Origin of the sequence: Pseudoduganella aquatica (genome assembly GCF_009857595.1) — a bacterium.
In the GTDB taxonomy this organism is placed as follows: domain Bacteria; phylum Pseudomonadota; class Gammaproteobacteria; order Burkholderiales; family Burkholderiaceae_D; genus Rugamonas; species Rugamonas aquatica_A.
This window is the reverse complement of the sequence record NZ_WWCU01000004.1, coordinates 15221-33725: the sequence shown is the minus strand read 5'-3', so window position 1 is coordinate 33725 and position 18505 is coordinate 15221. Positions and strand designations below refer to the sequence as shown.

12 protein-coding genes are annotated in these 18505 nt (G+C 66.3%); 9 read left to right on the top strand and 3 right to left on the bottom strand.

All coding sequences use genetic code 11. From position 1 onward, the window contains the following. Positions 1-61: 61 nt before the first annotated feature. Positions 62-1531, bottom strand: a complete 1470-nt coding sequence (locus GTP77_RS05315; RefSeq protein WP_161071149.1) for a glycoside hydrolase family 10-like protein — start codon at positions 1529-1531, stop codon at positions 62-64. Between the two features lie 201 nt (positions 1532-1732). Between GTP77_RS05315 and GTP77_RS05310 the strand changes: the two genes are divergently transcribed. Both GTP77_RS05310 and GTP77_RS05305 read left to right on the top strand, forming a co-directional pair. Further along, positions 1733-2695, top strand: coding sequence for a carbohydrate kinase family protein (locus tag GTP77_RS05310; protein WP_161071148.1), 963 nt, complete (start codon positions 1733-1735; stop codon positions 2693-2695). Between the two features lie 54 nt (positions 2696-2749). Further along, positions 2750-7273, top strand: coding sequence for a phosphodiester glycosidase family protein (locus GTP77_RS05305; RefSeq protein ID WP_161071147.1), 4524 nt, complete (start codon positions 2750-2752; stop codon positions 7271-7273). Positions 7274-7349: 76 nt separating this feature from the next. Here GTP77_RS05305 and GTP77_RS05300 read toward each other — a convergent pair whose 3' ends face one another. Together GTP77_RS05300 and GTP77_RS05295 are read right to left on the bottom strand one after the other, a co-directional pair. After that, a complete protein-coding gene (locus GTP77_RS05300; RefSeq protein ID WP_161071146.1) occupies positions 7350-8045 on the bottom strand; it encodes an N-acetylmannosamine-6-phosphate 2-epimerase in 696 nt (231 codons plus the stop codon). Beyond that, a complete protein-coding gene (locus GTP77_RS05295; RefSeq protein WP_161071145.1) occupies positions 8042-8770 on the bottom strand; it encodes a GntR family transcriptional regulator in 729 nt (242 codons plus the stop codon). Before GTP77_RS05295 ends, GTP77_RS05300 begins: the two co-directional genes overlap by 4 nt. Positions 8771-8973: 203 nt before the next feature. Here GTP77_RS05295 and GTP77_RS05290 point away from each other — a divergent pair, with 203 nt between their 5' ends. Genes GTP77_RS05290 through GTP77_RS05260 form a run of 7 tightly spaced genes read left to right on the top strand, consistent with a single transcriptional unit; the run spans position 8974 to position 18494 of the window. Then, entirely contained in the window at positions 8974-10221 is a 1248-nt protein-coding gene (locus GTP77_RS05290) for an ABC transporter substrate-binding protein (protein ID WP_161071144.1), read from the top strand. Continuing rightward, positions 10218-11144: an ROK family protein gene (locus tag GTP77_RS05285; protein WP_161071143.1), complete on the top strand. Its 927-nt coding sequence runs from the start codon at positions 10218-10220 to the stop codon at positions 11142-11144. Before GTP77_RS05290 ends, GTP77_RS05285 begins: the two co-directional genes overlap by 4 nt. Continuing rightward, complete coding sequence (locus GTP77_RS05280) at positions 11141-12007, top strand: carbohydrate ABC transporter permease (protein ID WP_161071142.1); 867 nt, start codon at positions 11141-11143, stop codon at positions 12005-12007. Before GTP77_RS05285 ends, GTP77_RS05280 begins: the two co-directional genes overlap by 4 nt. A 1-nt stretch (position 12008) precedes the next feature. Then, positions 12009-12851: a carbohydrate ABC transporter permease gene (locus GTP77_RS05275; protein ID WP_161071141.1), complete on the top strand. Its 843-nt coding sequence runs from the start codon at positions 12009-12011 to the stop codon at positions 12849-12851. A 5-nt stretch (positions 12852-12856) separates the two neighbouring features. Continuing rightward, positions 12857-15421: a glycoside hydrolase family 38 N-terminal domain-containing protein gene (locus tag GTP77_RS05270; protein WP_161071140.1), complete on the top strand. Its 2565-nt coding sequence runs from the start codon at positions 12857-12859 to the stop codon at positions 15419-15421. Next, entirely contained in the window at positions 15418-16911 is a 1494-nt protein-coding gene (locus tag GTP77_RS05265) for a DUF4127 family protein (RefSeq protein WP_161071139.1), read from the top strand. Before GTP77_RS05270 ends, GTP77_RS05265 begins: the two co-directional genes overlap by 4 nt. Beyond that, positions 16908-18494, top strand: a complete 1587-nt coding sequence (locus GTP77_RS05260; RefSeq protein ID WP_161071138.1) for an FAD-dependent oxidoreductase — start codon at positions 16908-16910, stop codon at positions 18492-18494. Before GTP77_RS05265 ends, GTP77_RS05260 begins: the two co-directional genes overlap by 4 nt. Positions 18495-18505 lie beyond the last annotated feature (11 nt).

Genomic DNA, 18505 nt, shown 5'->3' with positions numbered 1-18505 from the left:
GAGACTCAAACTTAATCCATGTGGTCTATTTTTGCAAATACAAAATAGACCACATTGGTATTTATTTGGAAAGCTGTTGCGTCTGCAGCAGTTCTTTGCGGCGATCCAGCAGCACTTCCACCCGTTTGTAGACCACTGGTGCGGACAAAATGCGGCCTGCCACCACCGGCGCGTCCAGGTAGCGCCAAGTAACGCCGTCGTGGCCTATGGCGCGGTAGGCGCCCGCCGGCAGGCGCGGCACCGGCCAGCGCTGCAGCCCGCCCACCGGCTTGCCCGCGTGCCGCAGCGCCACCGAATGCTGGCGCCAGCCCGCGCCGAAACGGGGCGAAACAGCCGGACCGCTCTGCTTGTAGAAGTCCGTCAGCTGGGCCTCGTACAGGTCCAGCACGCCCCTGCTGTACCACAGCACATGGCCGCCGCTGCCGGTGCTGCGCGCCAGCTCGATGGAACGGCGCAGCTGGTCCCAGCTCGAGTCCGGACCTTCGCCGACGATGCGTATGCCGGCCAACATGTCGCGCAGGCGCCCGCCGCCCTCATCCCGCATGGCGGCCACTTGCTCGTGCCAGGTTTTTTCATAAGCCTCGTAGCCGACGCGGTAGACCTGCGGTACAAATTCGTCCCAGCCCTTGGACCAGCGCGCCCACGCCGGCCAGTCCAGCATGTAGTGGTCGCGCGCCCAGGGGTGCGTGGCGGGGCTGAGCGAGACCAGCAGGCCCGGACGGCGCGCCCGCAGTTCCTGCACGAAGCGCTTGCCGAACTCGTTCACCTTCTCGGCACGCCAGCGCACCCACTCCTTGTCCAGATGGTCTGCCGGCGGACGCTGGCCGCCGTGATCGGCCGCGTAGGCTTGCTGGGTGTACTCGTCGTAGCCCATGGTGACGTAGGGCCAGACCACGTGGTCGTCCAGCTGCACGCCGTCCAGGTCGTACTTCTCGACCGCCTCCAGCACCAAGTCGAGCAGGAAACGCTGCGCTTCCGGATGCAGCGGGTTAAGCCACACAAAGCCGTTCGGCGCCACTTCGCCGCCGTCCTTGTCGCGGCTCAGCCACTCGGGCTTTTTGCGGCGCAGGTCGTTAATGGTGTCCTTGTAGGCCGCCATAAAGCCGTATTCAAACCAGGCAATGTAGACCAATCCATTGCGGTGGGCCGAAATCAGCGCCTCCTGCAGCAGGTCGCGCGGCGGCGCCTGGCGTGCCGCCGGGCTGTCGCTCGGATCCTGCGCCATGAGCGCTGGCCGCTGGCGCACGCCTACGGTCCGCTCCAGCACATCGGACGGAAACTGCGCGTAGCCGTTCTTCCAGGATTCCACATAGACCGTGTTCATGCCGATGGCACGCAGGCGCGCCATGGTGGCCTCCGTATCGGCCGGAGTGCGCAGCGCGCTGTTGGCCGTGGTGGTAAGCCAGGTGCCGCGCACCTCGGCCTGCGGCGTGGCCTCCGCTGCAGCGGCACCGGCACCGGCCGCAGCCAGCATCAGCAACGGCGCCGCCAGGCGCCAGGAGGAAAAACGGGGGAAAGCGGGTTTTGTCATGACATCTCCGAGATTAAACTAGACCTATTCTTTTAATTAATAGTACCATTGGCACACGACATTTTGTTCAAGAATTGTCCAAGACTACAAAATCATGACAAAAACCACGAATTTCCATACCACTAGCGCAATTTCGGCCTACTTTCACCACACCGTGCTGCAGGGCGAACGCGATAGCTGCCGGCCCGCCGAAGGCGCGCGATGAAAGCCCTGCTCACTTTCGGCGAAGCGCTGATCGAATTGCTGCAAGACCCGTCCGGCCTGGATCTGTACCACCGTAACGCCGGCGGTGCGCCCGCCAATGTCGCGGTGGGCTTTGCGCGCCTGCGCGGCCAATCCTTCTTCATCGGCATGCTGGGCGCAGATGATTTCGGCAAGTTCCTGCTGGCGCAGCTGCAGCACTACGACGTCGACACGCGCTATGTGCGCCGCACCGCCGCCGCCACCACAACGCTGGCGGTGGTGGCGCTGGATGCGGGCGGAGACCGCAGCTTCAGCTTCTACCGCCCGCCCTCCGCCGACCTGCTGTTTACAGCGGACGATCTCGATCCGGCCGCCTTCATCCCCAAGCCCTATTTCCACTTCTGCTCCAACAGCCTGACGCACGAGCCGGCGCGCAGCGCCACCTGGCGCGCACTGGAACTGGCCGAGGAGAACGGCTGCCTGACCAGTTTCGATGTCAACTGGCGGCCCGCGCTGTGGCCGCAGGACGGTGGCGACGGCGGCGCGGCCCGCATGATACGCGAGGTTATGCCGCGCGCCCACCTGCTGAAGTTCAGCGCCGGCGAGTGGGCCTGGCTGTGCGGAGACGCGCCTCAGGAGGCGCTGGAGGCGCACTGCTTCGCCGGCGCCACGGAGCTGATCGTCATCACCGACGGCGGCCAGGCGGTGCGCACGGTGACGCGCAAGGGCAGCGCGTACCACCGTGTGCCGCCGCTGGCGGTGGTCGACACGACGGCCGCAGGCGATGCCTTTGTCGCAGCGCTGCTGCGCCAGCTGGCCTGCCACGACATCGAACCGGACCAGCTGCGCAAGCGGCTGGAGAGTCCAACCTGGCTGGCCGTGCAGATCGCCTTCGCAGTACGCTGCGCATCGCTCGCCTGCACGCGCTACGGCGCTTTCAGCGCCCTGCCCACGCTGGCGCAATACCACAAGACCGAATAGAGCCGGCGCAACCGCACCGGTGCCATATGTTGTACAACAGCTTGAGGAACATTGATGAAGTGCTTCAAACCGATACTACTGGCACTGGCGCTGGCCGCGTGCTCATCCCCCCACCACGGCTACGTGGACCAGCCGGGCAGCGATGCACTGGCCACCTACGTCATCGCGCCGCCGCCCGGCGTGGACAAGCTGTTCGCCAGCGTGCCGCCTCCTGTCATCGACGGAACCACAGCCACTGAAACGGTTAAAACCGCCATATCTGGCTACCAGGCCTACCAGATCAACCAGGACGTCCAGCTCTTTTCAGGGCAGCTGAACCACACCAAGGGCGCCGCCATCAACGTCCTCAGCTTCAAGACCGGCGACAGCAGCGGCGTGGAGCTGGTTCCGATAGAACGTTCGACCGGGCAGTTCAGCATGGAGACGGTGTCGGCCTCGGCCAACCGCCAGATCGACAAGGGCGTGCCGGTGCTGGCCGCCGTCAATGCCGACTTCTTCAATACCTTCAACGGCTGGAACGTCGGCATGATGAAGCTCAACGGCGTCACCTACGGCGGCGCATCGCCCAAGGCCGAGGGCGCCGTGCTGGTGAAGAACGACGGCAGCATCGACATTGTGGACAAGCTGCCCGACTTCTCGCTGCGCTGGACGCGCAACCAGGGCGAGTCCGGCCTGGTGAAAGAGGTCTCCTACTTCGACCGCGAAAACGCGCGCAATAACGCGGTGCGCCAGGCCGGCGGCACCGTATCCATCTACCCCGGCGACAACTTCCGCGGCGCTGTCGATTTGCGCGGCAAGTCCGCCTATCTGCTGGCGCCCGAGGTCAACAACGTCACCGTGGTGGCCAACCCGGACGGCAAGCCACTGGTGCAGTTTGCGCCATTCAAGGGCAAGCTGACGGCACAGGCGCCGCAAAGCGCGGCCTACATCGTGCCATCGGGCAGCGCGCTGCTCGTGCTCGATGGCCCGGCAGGAACGGCCCCGTGGAAGGCCGGCGACGAGATCGCCGTGGACTACCAGACCACCGACGCCGAGTGGAACAATGTCAAGTACGCGCTGGGCGCGGGCTCGACGCCGGGCAGCGGCGCCGCCACGGCGCAGCTGCTGGTCAAGGACGGCAAGCTGGCCGACGGCGCAGCCAATGAAGTGCTGGTCAGTAGCCGCACCATGTTCGGCCTGCGCGCGGACGGCTCCGCCTTCCTTGCCGTGGTGGACAAGCCGGCCGGCTCGCCCACCGACGGCGTCACGTTCAGGAAACTGGGGCAGATCGCCCTCGCCTACGGCGCGGTCAAGGCCATCAACCTCGATGGCGGCGGCTCCTCCGAAATCGCAATGCGCGCCCCCGGCGAAAAATACACCCACGCGATCAACCAGCCCTCCGACGGCATCGAGCGCCCGGTGGGGAACAAGTGGGGCCTGGTCATCAAGGGCAGCAAGGTGCGCTATCCGAACGGCGTGAACGTGATGCCCAGGGACGTGACGCTGCTGGCGGGCTCCGATTACCGCTTCAAAGCGGTCGGCTATAACGGCGACAGCTACTTTTCCACACCCGGCAGCCTGAGTTTCGGCACCAGCAAGGCCACGCTGGGGCAAGTCGTCGCAGCCACCGGCCAGTTCCGCGCCAGCGAGGTGGAGGACGAAGGCTATATGGTCGCCGCACTGGGCGAGGACAAAGGCGCCGCGCGGCTCAGGATCACCAAAAGCCCGGACACGCTGATTTTCGACCGCAGCGACGTGTCGCTGAACGGCGGCGAGCAGCTGGCTGTGCTGCCAGTCATGCTCAAGGACGGCGCACCGGTGCAGTACAGCCCATCCGTTTTGCAGTATCAGCTCAGCACCCAGGGCCTGGGCGAATTGGACAGCAAGACCGGCGTGTTCACCGCCGCCAAGGTATTCGGCAAACAGCTGACCATCACCGTCCGATACGGCGCCTTGAGCGCATCGACGACGGTCAGCATCGGCGTGCCGCCGGCCATCGTCGAAGATTTTGAAGCGGGCGCCGGCACCTATGCGGCCAGCGGCGCGAGGCAGAAGTCGGCCACGCTGGGGCTGGCCGGCGCCGAGTCGTTTGCCGGGAAAAATTCGCTCAAACTGAGCTGGGTTGCCGATCCCGCCCAGCCGGGCACGTTCGGCGCCTACCTGGCCGATCCGGCAAAAGCGACCACGCTCAAAGGCTATCCCAAAGCCCTGGGCGTGAACGTGTTCATTCCGCCCGCGCTGGCCGGCAAAAACTGGTGGGTGCGCGGCCAGCTGCGCGACGCGGACAACAAGGCCGTCACCATCGACTACAACAACTCGGGCGACGCGCTGCCACAAACCGGCTGGACCTTCATGCGCGCGGCGATACCGGAAGGCTTCCGCGCCCCCTTCCGCTTCGACCAGCCCTTCCGCTTCCTCGTGCTCAACACACCGGAGCGCATCGACAGTTTCGTCTACCTCGACAACTTCACCGCGATCTACAGCGCCGACACGGACTTGCAAGGCCCCGCCGTGCAGGTCACGCCGGCGAACCGCGCCACGGTCAACGCCAGCGCCATCACGATCGAGCTGCAGGCACAGGACGTCTCCGGCATCGACATGACCCGCCTTGAGCTCAAGCTCGACGGCGTGGACATTGCCGCCCCCATCAGCAACAACGGCCGCGACGCCTTCAAGGTGGCCCTGCCCGGCCTGGCCGACGGCTGGCACAAGATCAGCTACCGCACGTTCGACATCAATGGCAATGTGGGCGCCGGCGAATCGCTGTTCAACGTCGATACCGGCGCCACCCGCTTCTACGTGGAGGACAAGATCGACACGGTCTATCCGTCCGGCCGCTTCGATTTCCCCTTGAAAGCAGTCAAAGGCGCCCCGGCGGACAGCCTGACACTGACGCTGCAGTACGACAGCACCAAGGCCAGCCTGGAGGTGGTGCCGGCCGACGCCAGTCCGGCCGGCGTGACCAGCCGGGCCGGCTACTGGGAAGGAACGTTCAGCAACTTCAAGGGCGACCTGTCCACGCTGGCCTTGATACGGCTGAACGTGTTCGACTACGTGGCCGGCGGCGCGGTGTCCGTGGTAGTGGGCGGCACGGTGAACGGCAAGCCTTACATTGCGCCCGTCATTCGCAAGGACATCACAGGCAAATACCGCGTGCTGACCAAGCTGGCGCAGCTGGGCAAGCCCGGCACGCTGCAAATCGTGGACAGCAGCGGCCGTCCCGCAGCAGGCGTGACCGTGGAGCAGCTGGAATACAACGCGGCTTCCGGCGCCGTGTCAAAGCAGACCAGGCTGGGCGTGACCAACGACAAGGGTGAAATCGCCTATTCGCCGGCTGCTGGCACCGCGAGCGCACAGGTCTACTTCCGTGTGTTCGACGCGGCAGGCTCCCCGGGCGCCTCGCTGCTCTCGCCCGTGATCGTCGTACCCGAGCGCCTGGGCGCGGCGCCGCGTTATGTGCGGCTCAGCCCTGCAGCTCGCCAGGACGCCGTCAACGTCAGCTGGATGACGGCCACCAGCGCGCGCAGCAACTGGATACGCTACGGCGAATCCCCCGCGCTGGAACGCGTGCTGGACGCATCCGAAACCGAAGTGCTGCCCTACTTCTACGGCGCCGAATCCGGCGTGGTGCGCGTCAGCCACGCCAGCCTGCCGAACCTGAAGCCCGGCACCGTCTACTACTACCAGGCGGGCAACGAGAGCGCGGCGGGAGAGGTGATGAGCTTCCGCACGGATGACCGCGACGACGACGTGCGCCTCTACCTGTTCGGCGACACGCAGACCAATACCGACGGCAATATCCGCGACGGCGCCCCGCTGGTCAGCGAACTGTATGCCAAGATGCAGGCGCAGCTGCCCAACCCGGACCTGATCCTGCATGTGGGCGACATGACCGACGACGGCAGCGACTACCAGATGCAGCGACAGTTCTTCGAGGCGCTGGAAGGCGGCGGCCGCATGGGATCGGCGCTGTTCGTGCCCGCGCAGGGCAACCACGAGGTGTACAACGAGGGGCGCAGCAAGTTCCAGTCGCTGTTCCGCACGCCGGCCAACGGCCCCCTCGCCGCCGACAAACAGGCCATCTACAGCTTCGACTACGGCAATATGCACATTGCGGTGATTACGACGGAGCTGTTCACGGACGCCGAATGGAAGACCATGATGGACTGGCTGGCTGCGGACATGCAGGCCTCATCCAGGACGTGGAGAGTGCTGATGATGCACAGGCCCGCCTACGAAGGCAATGCCGACTCGGGCAATGAATTCTCCCGCCGCTTTGTGCCGGAGGCGGCCGACCGCGCCGGCATAGACCTGGTCATCGCCGGGCACGACCACCAGTATGCGCGCAGCGTTCCCGTCACGGCCGGGAAACCGGACGGCCGGGGCGTCACCTACCTGATCGCCGGATCGGATTCCGCCAAGTTCTACAACGCCAGCAGCCGCACCGGCATGCCCGCCATCGCCGACGTGCTGTACGACGACGATATCCAGACCTACACCACGCTGCACGTGCAGGGCAACCGCATGAATATCCTCACGCGCAATATCTACGGCAAGGTCATCGACCAGGCAACGCTGGCGCCCAGGAAATCGCGCTGATAAAAACGCCACGCGCCGCATAAAGCGGCGCGTGGCGGATGCTGCGGGGAAGAGACGGTGCTCAGGCGCCGCTGTACTAGGCTTGCGGCGCCATGGCCTCTGCAAACCATTGCGTGACCAGCTCCGTGCGAGTGATGGCCGTACCCACCGTGACAGCCCAGGCACCGGCCTGGCGTGCCTGCACCACCTGCTCCGGAGTATGGATGCGGCCCTCGGCCATGACGCGCGGCAGCGTGGCGGCCAGCGTGGAGATCAGCGCATAGTCCGGCTCCTGCGGCACTTCGCCGCCGGTGTAGCCGGACAAGGTGGTGCCGACAATGTCGAAACCCAGCGCATGCGCGGCCAGCGCGTCCTCACTGCTGGAGCAGTCGGCCATGGCCCAGGCGCCGCCGGCGTGGATGGCCGCCAGCAGGTCCGCCACAGGCACCGGACGCGCACGCGCCGTGGCGTCCACCGCCACAATGTCGGCGCCCGCAGCGATCAGCGCGGCCACATCGTCAAGGAAAGGCGTGATGCGCACTGGCGAGTCGTCCAGGTCATATTTCACGATGCCGATAACGGGCACGGAAATGAACGGCCGCACCGCAGCCACGCGGGCCGCGCCCTCGATGCGCACGGCGCCGGCGCCGCCCATCACCGCCGCCATGGCGAAGCGGCTCACCACGTCGTGGCTGTCCAGCGGGCCGTCATCGACTGGCTGGCAAGAAACCACAAGCCTGCCGGCCATCACCTCGTCCAGCCTGCGCAGGCGGCGCTGCTTGTCCACGCTCATGCCGCACCATCCTCCGCGCCGTCCGCAGCACCGTCGGCGGATGCAGGGCGCAGCACGTTGACTTCGAAGCGGTAGCGGTCGGCGCGATACAAGCTCTTGCCGTACTCGAAGATCTTGCCGCTGCTGGTGATAACCTGGCGCTCCACCAGCAGCGCGGGGCTGAACGGCGCCACGTCGAGCAGGTCAGCCTCGTCCTCGTTAAGCACCGTGGCGTGGATCTGCTGCGTGGCCGACTTGATGTGCAGCTGGTAGTTGCGCTCGATGAGTTCATACAGCGAGTGCGTGGCCAGCAGCGTGGGATCGAAGTCCGGCACCGATTCGCGCACCAGGTACACGGTCTCCAGCGCCATCGGCTCGTCGTTGGCGAAACGCAGGCGGCGAATCTCGATCGCCTCCGCGCCCGGCATCATCTTGAGCTTCTGCGCCAGCTTGGCGCCTGCGCGCATCACGCGGGTGGAGAGCACCTCGCTGGACGGCGTGAGGCCGCGCTCGCGCATGTCCTCGGAAAACGAAATCAACTGCAGCTGCTTGACCAGCGCCTGGCCCGACACAAAAGTGCCGGCGCCCTGCTTGCGCTGCAACAGGCCATCCTTCTCCAGGTCGCGCAGGCTGCGGCGCAGCGTCTCGCGGGCCACGCCCAGGCGCTCGGCCAGTTCCCTTTCAGACGGCAGGCGGACGCCCTCGCCGTTCTGCTGTATCAGGTTCAGCAGGTTCTGTTTGAGCATGTCGCGCTTTTGGGCGCGGTCCAATTTCTCGGCTTTTTCCAAAGGCATTCTCCATGAAGGTAGGTCGGATTGGTACATTTTAGCATCAGAAAACACACAAAAGTAGACCAGTGGATTATTTTTAGACGAATATCGATATTTCCAGCATTTTTCTATACCATTGGTATATTATTGATGAACTGACCTTGTGAACCACTACAACTATGCCCAACAAGCTGATACGCCCCGCCCTGGCCGCCTGCGCACTGCTGTGCAGCCAGGCCGCCATGGCGGCGCAGCAGGTGCAATTCTGGACCATGCAGCTCTCGCCCCACAACGACGCCTATATACAAGGCGTGATCGGCGCATTCGAACGCAGCCATCCCGGCGTGTCCATCAAATGGATCGACGTGCCCTGGGCCGAGATGGAACGCAAGACGCTGGCGGCATTGGCTGCGCGCTCCGCGCCGGACGTGGTCAATCTGAATCCGCAATTCGCCGCCAAGCTGGCTGAATTCGGCGCGCTGGCCAATCCGGAAGCCTATCTGTCGCCGGAGCAGGTGCAGGCCTTCCTGCCCGCCGTGTGGCGCGCCAACCGGCTGGACGGCAAGACCTTCGCCATGCCCTGGTATTTGAACACCAACGTCACGCTGTACAACAAGGACATGCTGGCCCGTTCCGGTTCCGCCCTGCCGGCCACCATGGAGCAACTGGCTCCCGCCGCGCGCGCCATCAAGCAGCGCACCGGCAGCTACGCCTACTTCCCCGCGCTGGACGCCAGCACGCCGCTGGAGGCGCTGGTCGCAGCCGGCAATCCCCTGCTCAGCGCGGACGGCTGCAGTCCAGGCTATACCAATGCAGGCGGATCGCGCCTGTTCGAGACCTACCGCATGCTGTACCAGGACGGCCTGGTGCCCAGGAACGTGGTCACCGAAGGCCACCGCAAGGCCGTCGAGATGTTCCTGTCCGGCGAAGTGGCCATGGTGAGCACCGGCATGCAGTTCCTTGGCTATATAAAGAACACCAACCCCGGCATCTACGGACAGATAGGCGTGGCGCCGCAGATCGGCTCGGGCAGCGCGCCAGCCAGCATTGCGGCCATGAATATCGCGGTGCTGGAGAGTTCCGGCGCCAAGCACGCCGCCTTCGCCTTCGCGCAGTTCCTCACCAACGCCGCCAACCAGACCGAGTTCGCCAAGCGCGTGCCGGTGCTGCCGTCCACCACGGCCAGCTACAGCGACGCCTTCTTCAGCGCTCCGCTGGGCGATCCTCTGATGGAGGCGGCGCGCGCACTGTCCGTTCAGCAGGTGAAGACCGGCGCTGTGCTGGTGCCGCCGGTGCGCAAATACAGCAAGCTGCGCGTGAGCTATGCGCGCAATCTGCAGGCCGTCATGCTGGGCAAGCAGACCACGCCGCAGGCCATGCGCGCGCTGGACAAGGAATGGCGCGCCGTCCTGGGGTGCGGAGCATGACGCGCGCCTGCTACGCCGTTGACGTGGGCGGCACCAAGATCGCCGCCGCGCTGGTTGACGAAACCGGACGCGAACTGGCGGCCTGCCGCCGCCCTACCAATGCCGCCCAAGGCGGAGCAGCCGTGCTGGAAGCCATGGCGGCTTGCATCGACGAGCTGTCGGCGACGCTGGCCGCAGGGTATACCGGGCATGGCTACACCGTAGCGGGCATAGGCATCTCCGCCGCCGGCGTGATCGATCCGGTGCGTGCAGCAGTGGCCGACGCGACGGATGCCATGCCGGGCTGGAAAGGCACGGAGCTGGGCGCGTGGTTCAGCCAGCGCTACGGAATGCCTGTGTATGCAGCCAACGACGTGCACTGCGCGCTGCTGGGAGAACTGTGGCTCAACCCCGCGCTGGCGGGCCGCCAGGGCACGGTTGCGATGCTGGCGCTGGGTACGGGCCTGGGCGGCGCCATCGCGGTCCAGGGCCGCATCCAGGCGGGCAAACACTTCCTGGCCGGCCACTTCGGCCGGGCGCTGGTCTACGACGCCAGCAGCGGCAAGGCCGTGCCGGTGGAATCGCTGGTATCCGGCACCGGATTACAGAACCTTTACAGGCGCGGGCACAGCGCGCAGGCCGGACAGGACGGCGCGGCAATCATGCGCCTGGCGGCCAGTGGCGACGTTGCTGCATCGTCCGCGCTGTCCACCTGGCTGGACCACCTCGCCCTCCAGCTGCACAACATTTACTGGACCTGCGACCCAGAAGTGCTGCTGCTGGGCGGCGGCGTAACCGACACGCGCCAGCTCTGGTGGGACACGCTGCTTGAACGCGTCGCCGCGCTGGGAGCCAGCCTCGATATCCAGCCCGCCGCTCTGGGCAACCGCGCCGGCATTGCCGGCGCCGCCAAACTGGTTTGGAATGCCGACGAAAAGCTATGAGAAAACTGGACCACCCTTTACTGCCCTATCTGTTCCTGCTGCCCGCTTGCGGCATCGTGGGCATGTTCGTCATCTACCCGGCCTTGCAGGCGATCGCGCTGAGCTTCACCAGCTTCAATATGATCACGCCGCCCGCCTTTGCCGGCCTGGCCAACTACCGCACGCTGTGGGAAGACCCCTTCTTCTGGTCAGCCTTGCGCAACACATTGCTCTACCTGGCGCTGGTGGTGCCGGTGCTGGTGACGCTGCCCATCTTCCTGGCCATGCTGGTGAACCGCGCGCTGCCCGGCATCACGCTGTTCCGCGCCGCGCTCTACCTGCCCGCCATCACCTCGCTGGTGATCAGCGGCCTGATATGGAAGTGGGTGTATGAAGAAAAAGGCATCCTGAACTACTTCCTGCTGGCCACGGGCCTGACGGACAACCCGGTTGCCTTCCTGACCGATCCCGCGCATGCGCTGTTCAGCGTCATGGCGGTCACGGTCTGGGGCGGCATGGGCTATTACATGGTGATCTACCTGGCGGGCCTGCAATCAATCCCGCGCCACCTGTACGAAGTGGCCGAGGTGGAAGGCGTGAGCAAATGGCAGCAGACGCTGCACATCACCATACCGCTGCTCAAGCCCTCGGTGGCGGTGGTCACCGTCATGTCCTCCATCTCCGCCATGAAGGTGTTCGAGGAAGTGTACGTCATGACGCAGGGCGGCCCGCTGGATTCGAGCAAGACGCTGGTCTACTACATCTATCAATCCGCATTCGAGGAATTCGACATGGGCTACGCATCGGCCATCGGCGTGGTGCTGTTCGGGATCACGCTCGTGTTCTCGCTGATTAATCTGCGCCTGCTGGGAAGGAAAGCCTGATATGGCAACGTCCTTCCGCCGCCAGCGCTTGCTGGGCAACGCGCTGCGCTACCTTGCGCTCACGCTCCTGACGCTGCTCACCATCGGGCCTTTCCTGTGGCTGCTGTCCACGTCGCTGAAGTCCGGCGCAGAGAATATCTTCGCCTACCCGCCGCAACTGCTTCCCGCCCAGCCCACGCTGGACAACTACCGCCGCGTGCTCGATACGCAGCCGTTCCTGCAATACCTGAAGAACAGCATCATCGTCGCCGTGCTGGCCGTTGTATGCAACCTGCTGTTCTCGTCGCTGGCCGCCTACCCGCTGGCGCGCATGCGCTTCAGGGGCAAGGGCCTGGTCTTCGGCGTGCTGCTGGCGTCCATGATGATTCCCTTCCAGCTGCTGATGATCCCCGTCTACCAGCTGGCAATCTGGCTTGGCCTGCAAAACAGCTATCTGGGCCTGGTGCTGCCGCACGCCTGCACTGCCTTCGGCATCTTCTTCATGCGCCAGGCGTTCTCCACGCTGCCGGATGCGCTGGAAGAATCCGCGCTGATGGAAGGCGTATCGCGGCTGAAGATCTGGTGGTACGTGCTGCTGCCGCTGGTGAAGCCCTCGCTGGCAACGCTGGCCGTGTTCAGCTTCATCGGCGTGTGGGGCGACTTCCTGTGGCCGCTGATTATTGTCGACCAGCCCGCGCTGTTTACGCTGCCGCTGGGCGTGAACCGGCTGTCCAGTACTTTCTCGCTGGACTGGCGCCTGGTGGCCGCCGGCGCTGTCTTCTCGGTGCTGCCGATCCTGCTGTTCTTCGGCTTCACACAACGTTATTTCATTGAAGGTGCATTAAAAGGAGCGGTAAAGGGATGAGCAGTATGGACACAAGCACAAGCAGCCGCACCGGCGTCAGCGTGGTGGTGCAAACGCACTGGGACCGCGAATGGTATCTGCCGCATCAGACTTTTATCGCGCGGCTGATCCACGTGATGGACCAGGTGGCAGGGCAGCTGGAATCCGGCGCGCTGCAAAGCTTCCTGTTCGACGGCCAGACCGCCGCCATGGAAGACCTGCTGGGGCACTGCGAGCCCGAGCTGGCCGGGCGCGTGCGCAAGCTGGTGCGCGAGCAGCGCATCGTACTGGGACCGTGGTACGTGATGGCGGACCAGTTCCTGTGCGCGGGCGAAGCGCTGCTGCGCAACCTTGAAATCGGCATTGCCGACGCCGAGGCGCTGGGCAATTGCCAGCGCGTGGGCTACCTGCCGGACACATTCGGCCATATCAGCCAGATGCCGCAGATACTGGCTTCCTTCGGCATCCACTCCGCCGTCATGTGGCGCGGCGTGGACATTTCCGCCTCCGAATTCGACTGGCATGCGCCGGACGGCACCGTCGTGCCTTCGGTGTTTTTGACCCAAGGCTACTACCAGCATCCGTTCAACGTGGAGAACTGGCAAGCGGCGCTGGACACCTACCTGGGCCAGATCGGCCCGCGCAGCCAGGGCGCGCCGCTGCTGCTCACGCAGGGCGGCGACCACCTGGTATCGACCAGCCACCTGGCCGAACGCATCGCCCAATACAACGCCGCGCAGCCGCAGTACCTGCTGAAACAGGACACGCTGGCGGGCTATGTGGACGCGGCCCTGGCGGCCCATCCCGACCGCATCGCGGTGCACGGCGAGCTACGCCAGAACGCGCAGGCCTTCGTGCTGCCGGACGTGCTGTCCACCCGGCGCTACCTCAAGCGCCTGAACCAGGAAGCGGAAGACCGCCTGCTGGGCGTGGTCGAGCCGCTGTATGCGCAGCTCGCGCTGCCGGGCGCGCATCCGGCGCGCTACCTGGAGCAATGCTGGCGGCTGCTGATCCAGCAGCAGGCGCACGATTCCATCTGCGGCTGCAGCGTGGACGAAGTGCACACTGAAATGGAAGGCCGCTACGTGCTGCTGAGCCAGAAGCTGGACGCGCTCACCGAACGCGCAGCGGCAGGCGCCGGCATGATAGCCCTTGCCGCGCACGCCCATTCGGGCAACCCGTTTGCCGACGACGGCAGCTTCACGCTGTTCAACCCGCAGCCGCATCCCTTCAGCGGCTGGCAGAAGCACACGCTGTTCCTGGCGGGCGATGCGGCCGGCGCGCTCGATCTGCGCGGCCCCGAGGGCGCCATCAGCCACGCCATCCTGGATGTGACGCCGCACAGCATCCTGCGCTCGCCGCTGGACGACTTCCCGGACAAGCTCCACGGCCATCTCTACCGCGTGGCGATACGCTGCGAGCTGCCCGGCATGGGCGCCCTCGCCTGCACCGCGCAGCCCGCAGCCGAGGGGCGCGCGGCGGAAGGCCTGGCAACCAGTGCGGCCAGCATCGAACACGCCGCTACCGAACTGCGTTTCGCCGACGGCCGCCTGTACTGGACCGACAAGCGCAGCGGCGCCACCACCTCCGATCCGCTGGCGCTGCTGCATGAATTGGACGCGGGCGACAGCTACAACTACTCCCCTCCGCCGCAGCAAAGCACCGTCCTGCAAGACCGCTTCGAACTGCTGGGCGTCCGCAGCAACGGCCCCGTTCAGGAGATGACGCTGGCCATCCGCATGACTGTGCCCGCGCGCCTGGCGGAGGACCGCAGCGGCCCGTCCGGCCAGACTGAGAACACCGGAACCCTGCGCCTGCGCCTGTGGGAAGACAGCACGGCCATCGAGTGCCTGCTGGACTGGACCAATCAGGCATGCGACCAACGCACCCGTTTGCTGCTGCCGGTAGCGGACACGCTGGCCCACACCGCCAGCGACAGCGCCTTCAGCTGGGAGCAGCGCCCCGTGGTGCTGGCGGACTACCCCGCGCAGCCATCGCGCCGCGAAATGCCGGTATGCGTTTATCCAAGCTACAGCGCCATCGCCGCAGGCGACCTGGCCTTCGCGCACCGCGCCATGCAGGAATACGAAGTGCTGCAGGCCGGCGGACGCCGCTGGCTCGGCGTCACGCTGGTGCGCAGTGTAGGCTGGCTGTCTCGCCGCGACCTGGTGACGCGTGGCGTGGGCGCGGGTCCAGACCTCGCCACGCCGGGCGCCCAATGCCTTGGCGCCGAACGCTACGAATTCAGCTTCAGCCGCGTGGCCGATGCCGCCGAGTCGCCGCAGCAGGTACTGGCCCAGGCGCTCCGCCTGCGGCGCGCGCCAGTGCTGCTACGCGGCCACAGCCAGCAATGGCGCCAGCCCTTCGAGCTAGGCAATCCCGCCCTGCAGAACGCCGCCCTGCGCCGCATGCAGGTTCCGGCGAGCGGCGATGCCGAGCTGGAGCTGCGGATCTGGAACCCCACTGGCGTCCCGCAGGAACTGCGCACCGCAGGCACAGCCTGGCGCCGCGTGCGCGCAGACGGCACACCGGCAGAAGGCGGCAACGTCGTCGCGCCGCACGCCATCGCCACCTTCCGGAGGCCTGCATGAGCCCGCGCCGCATCGCCGCCCTGCCGGTTGACGGCCGCCCCGCCGTGCGCGAGCAGGTACAAATGCTGGCGGCCCTGGCGGGCTGGCAGCTGGCCATGCCTGAAGTGAATCAGCTCGGCCACCTGAAGCGCCCGGCGGACCGGCAGCAACTGGCCGACTGGCTGCTGGCGCAGGCGCCGCACGCCGATGGCTTCGTCCTGTCGCTGGACATGCTGGCCTACGGCGGCCTGGTGCCGTCCCGCTTCATCCCGGACACGCTGGCCGAGCTGGAAGCCTGGCTGGACCTGGTGCCGCGCCTGAAAGCCGCCGCCCCCGGCAAGCCGGTGTATGCGTTTGCCGCCACCATGCGCATCTCGAACAACAACGTCAACCAGGAAGAAAAGGATTACTGGTCCGAGTACGGGCAGCTGATCTGGAACTGGTCCTATACAACGGACCAGGCCAACCAGCTCGGCGCCAGCATCGAAGCTGCGCTGGCGGCCGCCGCCGCCATTCCGGACGCGATCCGCAGCGACTACCTGGCCACGCGCGAACGCAACCTGCAGCTCACGCTGCGCGCGCTGGACATGGCGGCAAGCGGCCTGATAGACCGCCTCGTGCTGCCGCAAGACGACACCGCCGAATACGGCTTCAATATCGCCGAACGGCGCCTGCTGGAGCGGCGCATTGCGGAGCTGGGCCTGTCCGGCAAGGTGCTGGTCTATCCGGGTGCGGATGAAGTCATGCATACGCTGTGCGCGCACATGGTGGCGGCGCACAGCGCAGAACCGCCGCTGTCCTTCTACGTGCATTGCAGCGACCCGCAGCACGTGGGCAGCCTGCGCGCGCTGTACGAAGACCGGCCAGTGCTCGATGCCGTCGCCAGCCAGATAGCCGCAGCCGGCGCGCGCCAGGTGGACAGCAGCGCCGAGGCGGACGTGATCCTGGCCGTGCACACACGCGGCGGACAGCAAGGCGACTGGGCCATGCGCAAGCCACTGCCCGATCCGCAGCCGCTTGCCTCTGGCTGGCTGGAGCAGCTGGCCGCTTGGCACGCGCAAGCCAAGCCGGTTGCGGTGGCCGACCTGGCCTACGCCAACGGCGGCGACCCGATGCTCATCGCCCAGCTGCCGCAGGCGCTGCCCTTGAACACGCTCGCGGCCTACGCGGCCTGGAACACGGCCAGCAACAGCATAGGCAGCCTGGTGGCGCAATGCGTGCTTGCGCGCGGGCGCCGCCACACCGCCGCCAACCGCGAAGTGCTTGCGCTGCGGCTGCTGGAAGATGTGCTGTACCAATCCGTGTTGCGCCAGACCGTGCGCACAGCCATCGACGAAGACGCGTGCAGTGCAGAACACCTGCGCAGCCTTGTTGAATTGACTTACACCAGCCACGCCAACGCCTGGGCAAGCGCACAAGGCCTGGGTTGGCAGGTGCGTGAAGTCTATCTGCCGTGGGACCGCACATTCGAAATCGGCCTGCGCCTGCAAGCGGCGGAGGCATCGGCATGATAGCGCGCATCGATACCGAAATCGCCGTGATCGGCGCCAGCCTGGGTGGCGTGCTCGCTGCATGGCAGGCGGCGCAGCAGGGCCTCCGGGTGCTGCTGGCAGCCGAATATGCATGGCTGGGCGGGCAATTGACCAGCCAGGGCGTGCCGCCGGACGAGCATCCGCTGATTGAATCCGGCGGCGCCAGCGCCAGCTACATGGCCATGCGCACCGCGCTGCGCGCGCACTATCTGGCCCAGCCCGGGTTCCGCGACAACACGGCCATGACGGAAGGCTGCAATCCGGGCGACGGCTGGGTGAGCCGGCTTTGCGTGGAACCCGCCGTCGCGGCGGAGTATATAGAGCAGCTGCTGGCCCCGCACATCGCGTCAGGCCGCATGCGCATACTGCGCGGCGTGCGCCTGTGCAGCGCGCAGCGTGCGGGCCGCACCATCGTCAGCGCCACCGTCATCGACGGCGAGGGACTGCGCACCGATATCCACGCGCCCTGGTTCCTGGACGGAACCGATACCGGCGCACTGATCAAGGCAGCCGGCCTGCCCTACCGCCTGGGCAAGGAAGCGCGCAGCGAGTTCGGCGAACCGGACGCGCCGGAGACGGCGGACCGCAACGACCAGCAGCCCGTCACCGTGGTCATGGCCCTGCGCCGGGAGGCAAGCGCCTCGGCCGCAGCAGCCGAAGCGCCGCCGGGCTACGCCTTCTGGTCGCGCTACCTGGTGCCGCACTACGGCTACGCGCAGTTCAGCGAGTACATCCCCGGCAGCGGGCGCGGGCAAGCCGTGCGCCTGCCGCTGTTCGGCAGCGGCGCCACGCTGGACCTGTGGCGCTACCGCCGCGTGGTCAGCGCCGCCAACTGGCAGCCGCCGCGCAGCGAGGTGTCGCTGGTGAACTGGGCGCAGAACGACTACGCGCTGCATCCGCTGCTGGACGGCGGCATGGATGAAGCAGACGTGGTGGCCGCCGCGCGCGAGCTGTCGCTTTGCCTGCTGCACTGGCTGCGCACCGAGGCGCCGCGTCCGGACGGCGGCGCCGGCTACCCGGAACTGGCGCTGGCGCCCGACGTGCTGGCCACGCCGGACGGCCTGGCGCAGCAAGTGTATGTGCGCGAATCGCGCCGCATCATCGGCCTGGCCTGCCTGTCGCAGGCTGACATCCTGCCCGGCGGCGCGACTGCAACGCCTGGCAGCGATGCAGACTCGCACAACGTCGGCGTCGCCTGGTACAACATGGACATCCACCCAACGGTGGTGTCCGGCCACGGCGTGAACGCCCGCGTGCGCCCGTTCGAGCTGCCGCTTGGCAGCTTCATTCCGGCCGATTGCAACAACCTGATCCCGGCGTGCAAGAACATCAGCGTGACCCACCTGGTGAACGCCTGCACCCGCGTCCACCCGGCCGAATGGCTGATCGGTGAAGTGGCGGGCCTGCTCGCCGTGTTTGCGCTCGGCTGCGGCCAGCCGCTCGCCGCCATCCACGGCAGCGCCGAACTGCGGGCCGCCTTCCGCCAGCAGCTGCGCGCAGCCGGGATTCCGCTGGAATGGGACCGCGCGCTGCTGGCCCGCCTGCCCGATATTCAACACTGATACGAACTACG

Coding starts and splice junctions, on each gene's coding strand:
- GTP77_RS05315 (WP_161071149.1), bottom strand. CDS start 1,531: ATGACAAAACCCGCTTTCCCCCGTTTTTCCTCCTGGCGCCTGGCGGCG.
- GTP77_RS05310 (WP_161071148.1), top strand. CDS start 1,733: ATGAAAGCCCTGCTCACTTTCGGCGAAGCGCTGATCGAATTGCTGCAA.
- GTP77_RS05305 (WP_161071147.1), top strand. CDS start 2,750: ATGAAGTGCTTCAAACCGATACTACTGGCACTGGCGCTGGCCGCGTGC.
- GTP77_RS05300 (WP_161071146.1), bottom strand. CDS start 8,045: ATGAGCGTGGACAAGCAGCGCCGCCTGCGCAGGCTGGACGAGGTGATG.
- GTP77_RS05295 (WP_161071145.1), bottom strand. CDS start 8,770: ATGCTCAAACAGAACCTGCTGAACCTGATACAGCAGAACGGCGAGGGC.
- GTP77_RS05290 (WP_161071144.1), top strand. CDS start 8,974: ATGCCCAACAAGCTGATACGCCCCGCCCTGGCCGCCTGCGCACTGCTG.
- GTP77_RS05285 (WP_161071143.1), top strand. CDS start 10,218: ATGACGCGCGCCTGCTACGCCGTTGACGTGGGCGGCACCAAGATCGCC.
- GTP77_RS05280 (WP_161071142.1), top strand. CDS start 11,141: ATGAGAAAACTGGACCACCCTTTACTGCCCTATCTGTTCCTGCTGCCC.
- GTP77_RS05275 (WP_161071141.1), top strand. CDS start 12,009: ATGGCAACGTCCTTCCGCCGCCAGCGCTTGCTGGGCAACGCGCTGCGC.
- GTP77_RS05270 (WP_161071140.1), top strand. CDS start 12,857: ATGGACACAAGCACAAGCAGCCGCACCGGCGTCAGCGTGGTGGTGCAA.
- GTP77_RS05265 (WP_161071139.1), top strand. CDS start 15,418: ATGAGCCCGCGCCGCATCGCCGCCCTGCCGGTTGACGGCCGCCCCGCC.
- GTP77_RS05260 (WP_161071138.1), top strand. CDS start 16,908: ATGATAGCGCGCATCGATACCGAAATCGCCGTGATCGGCGCCAGCCTG.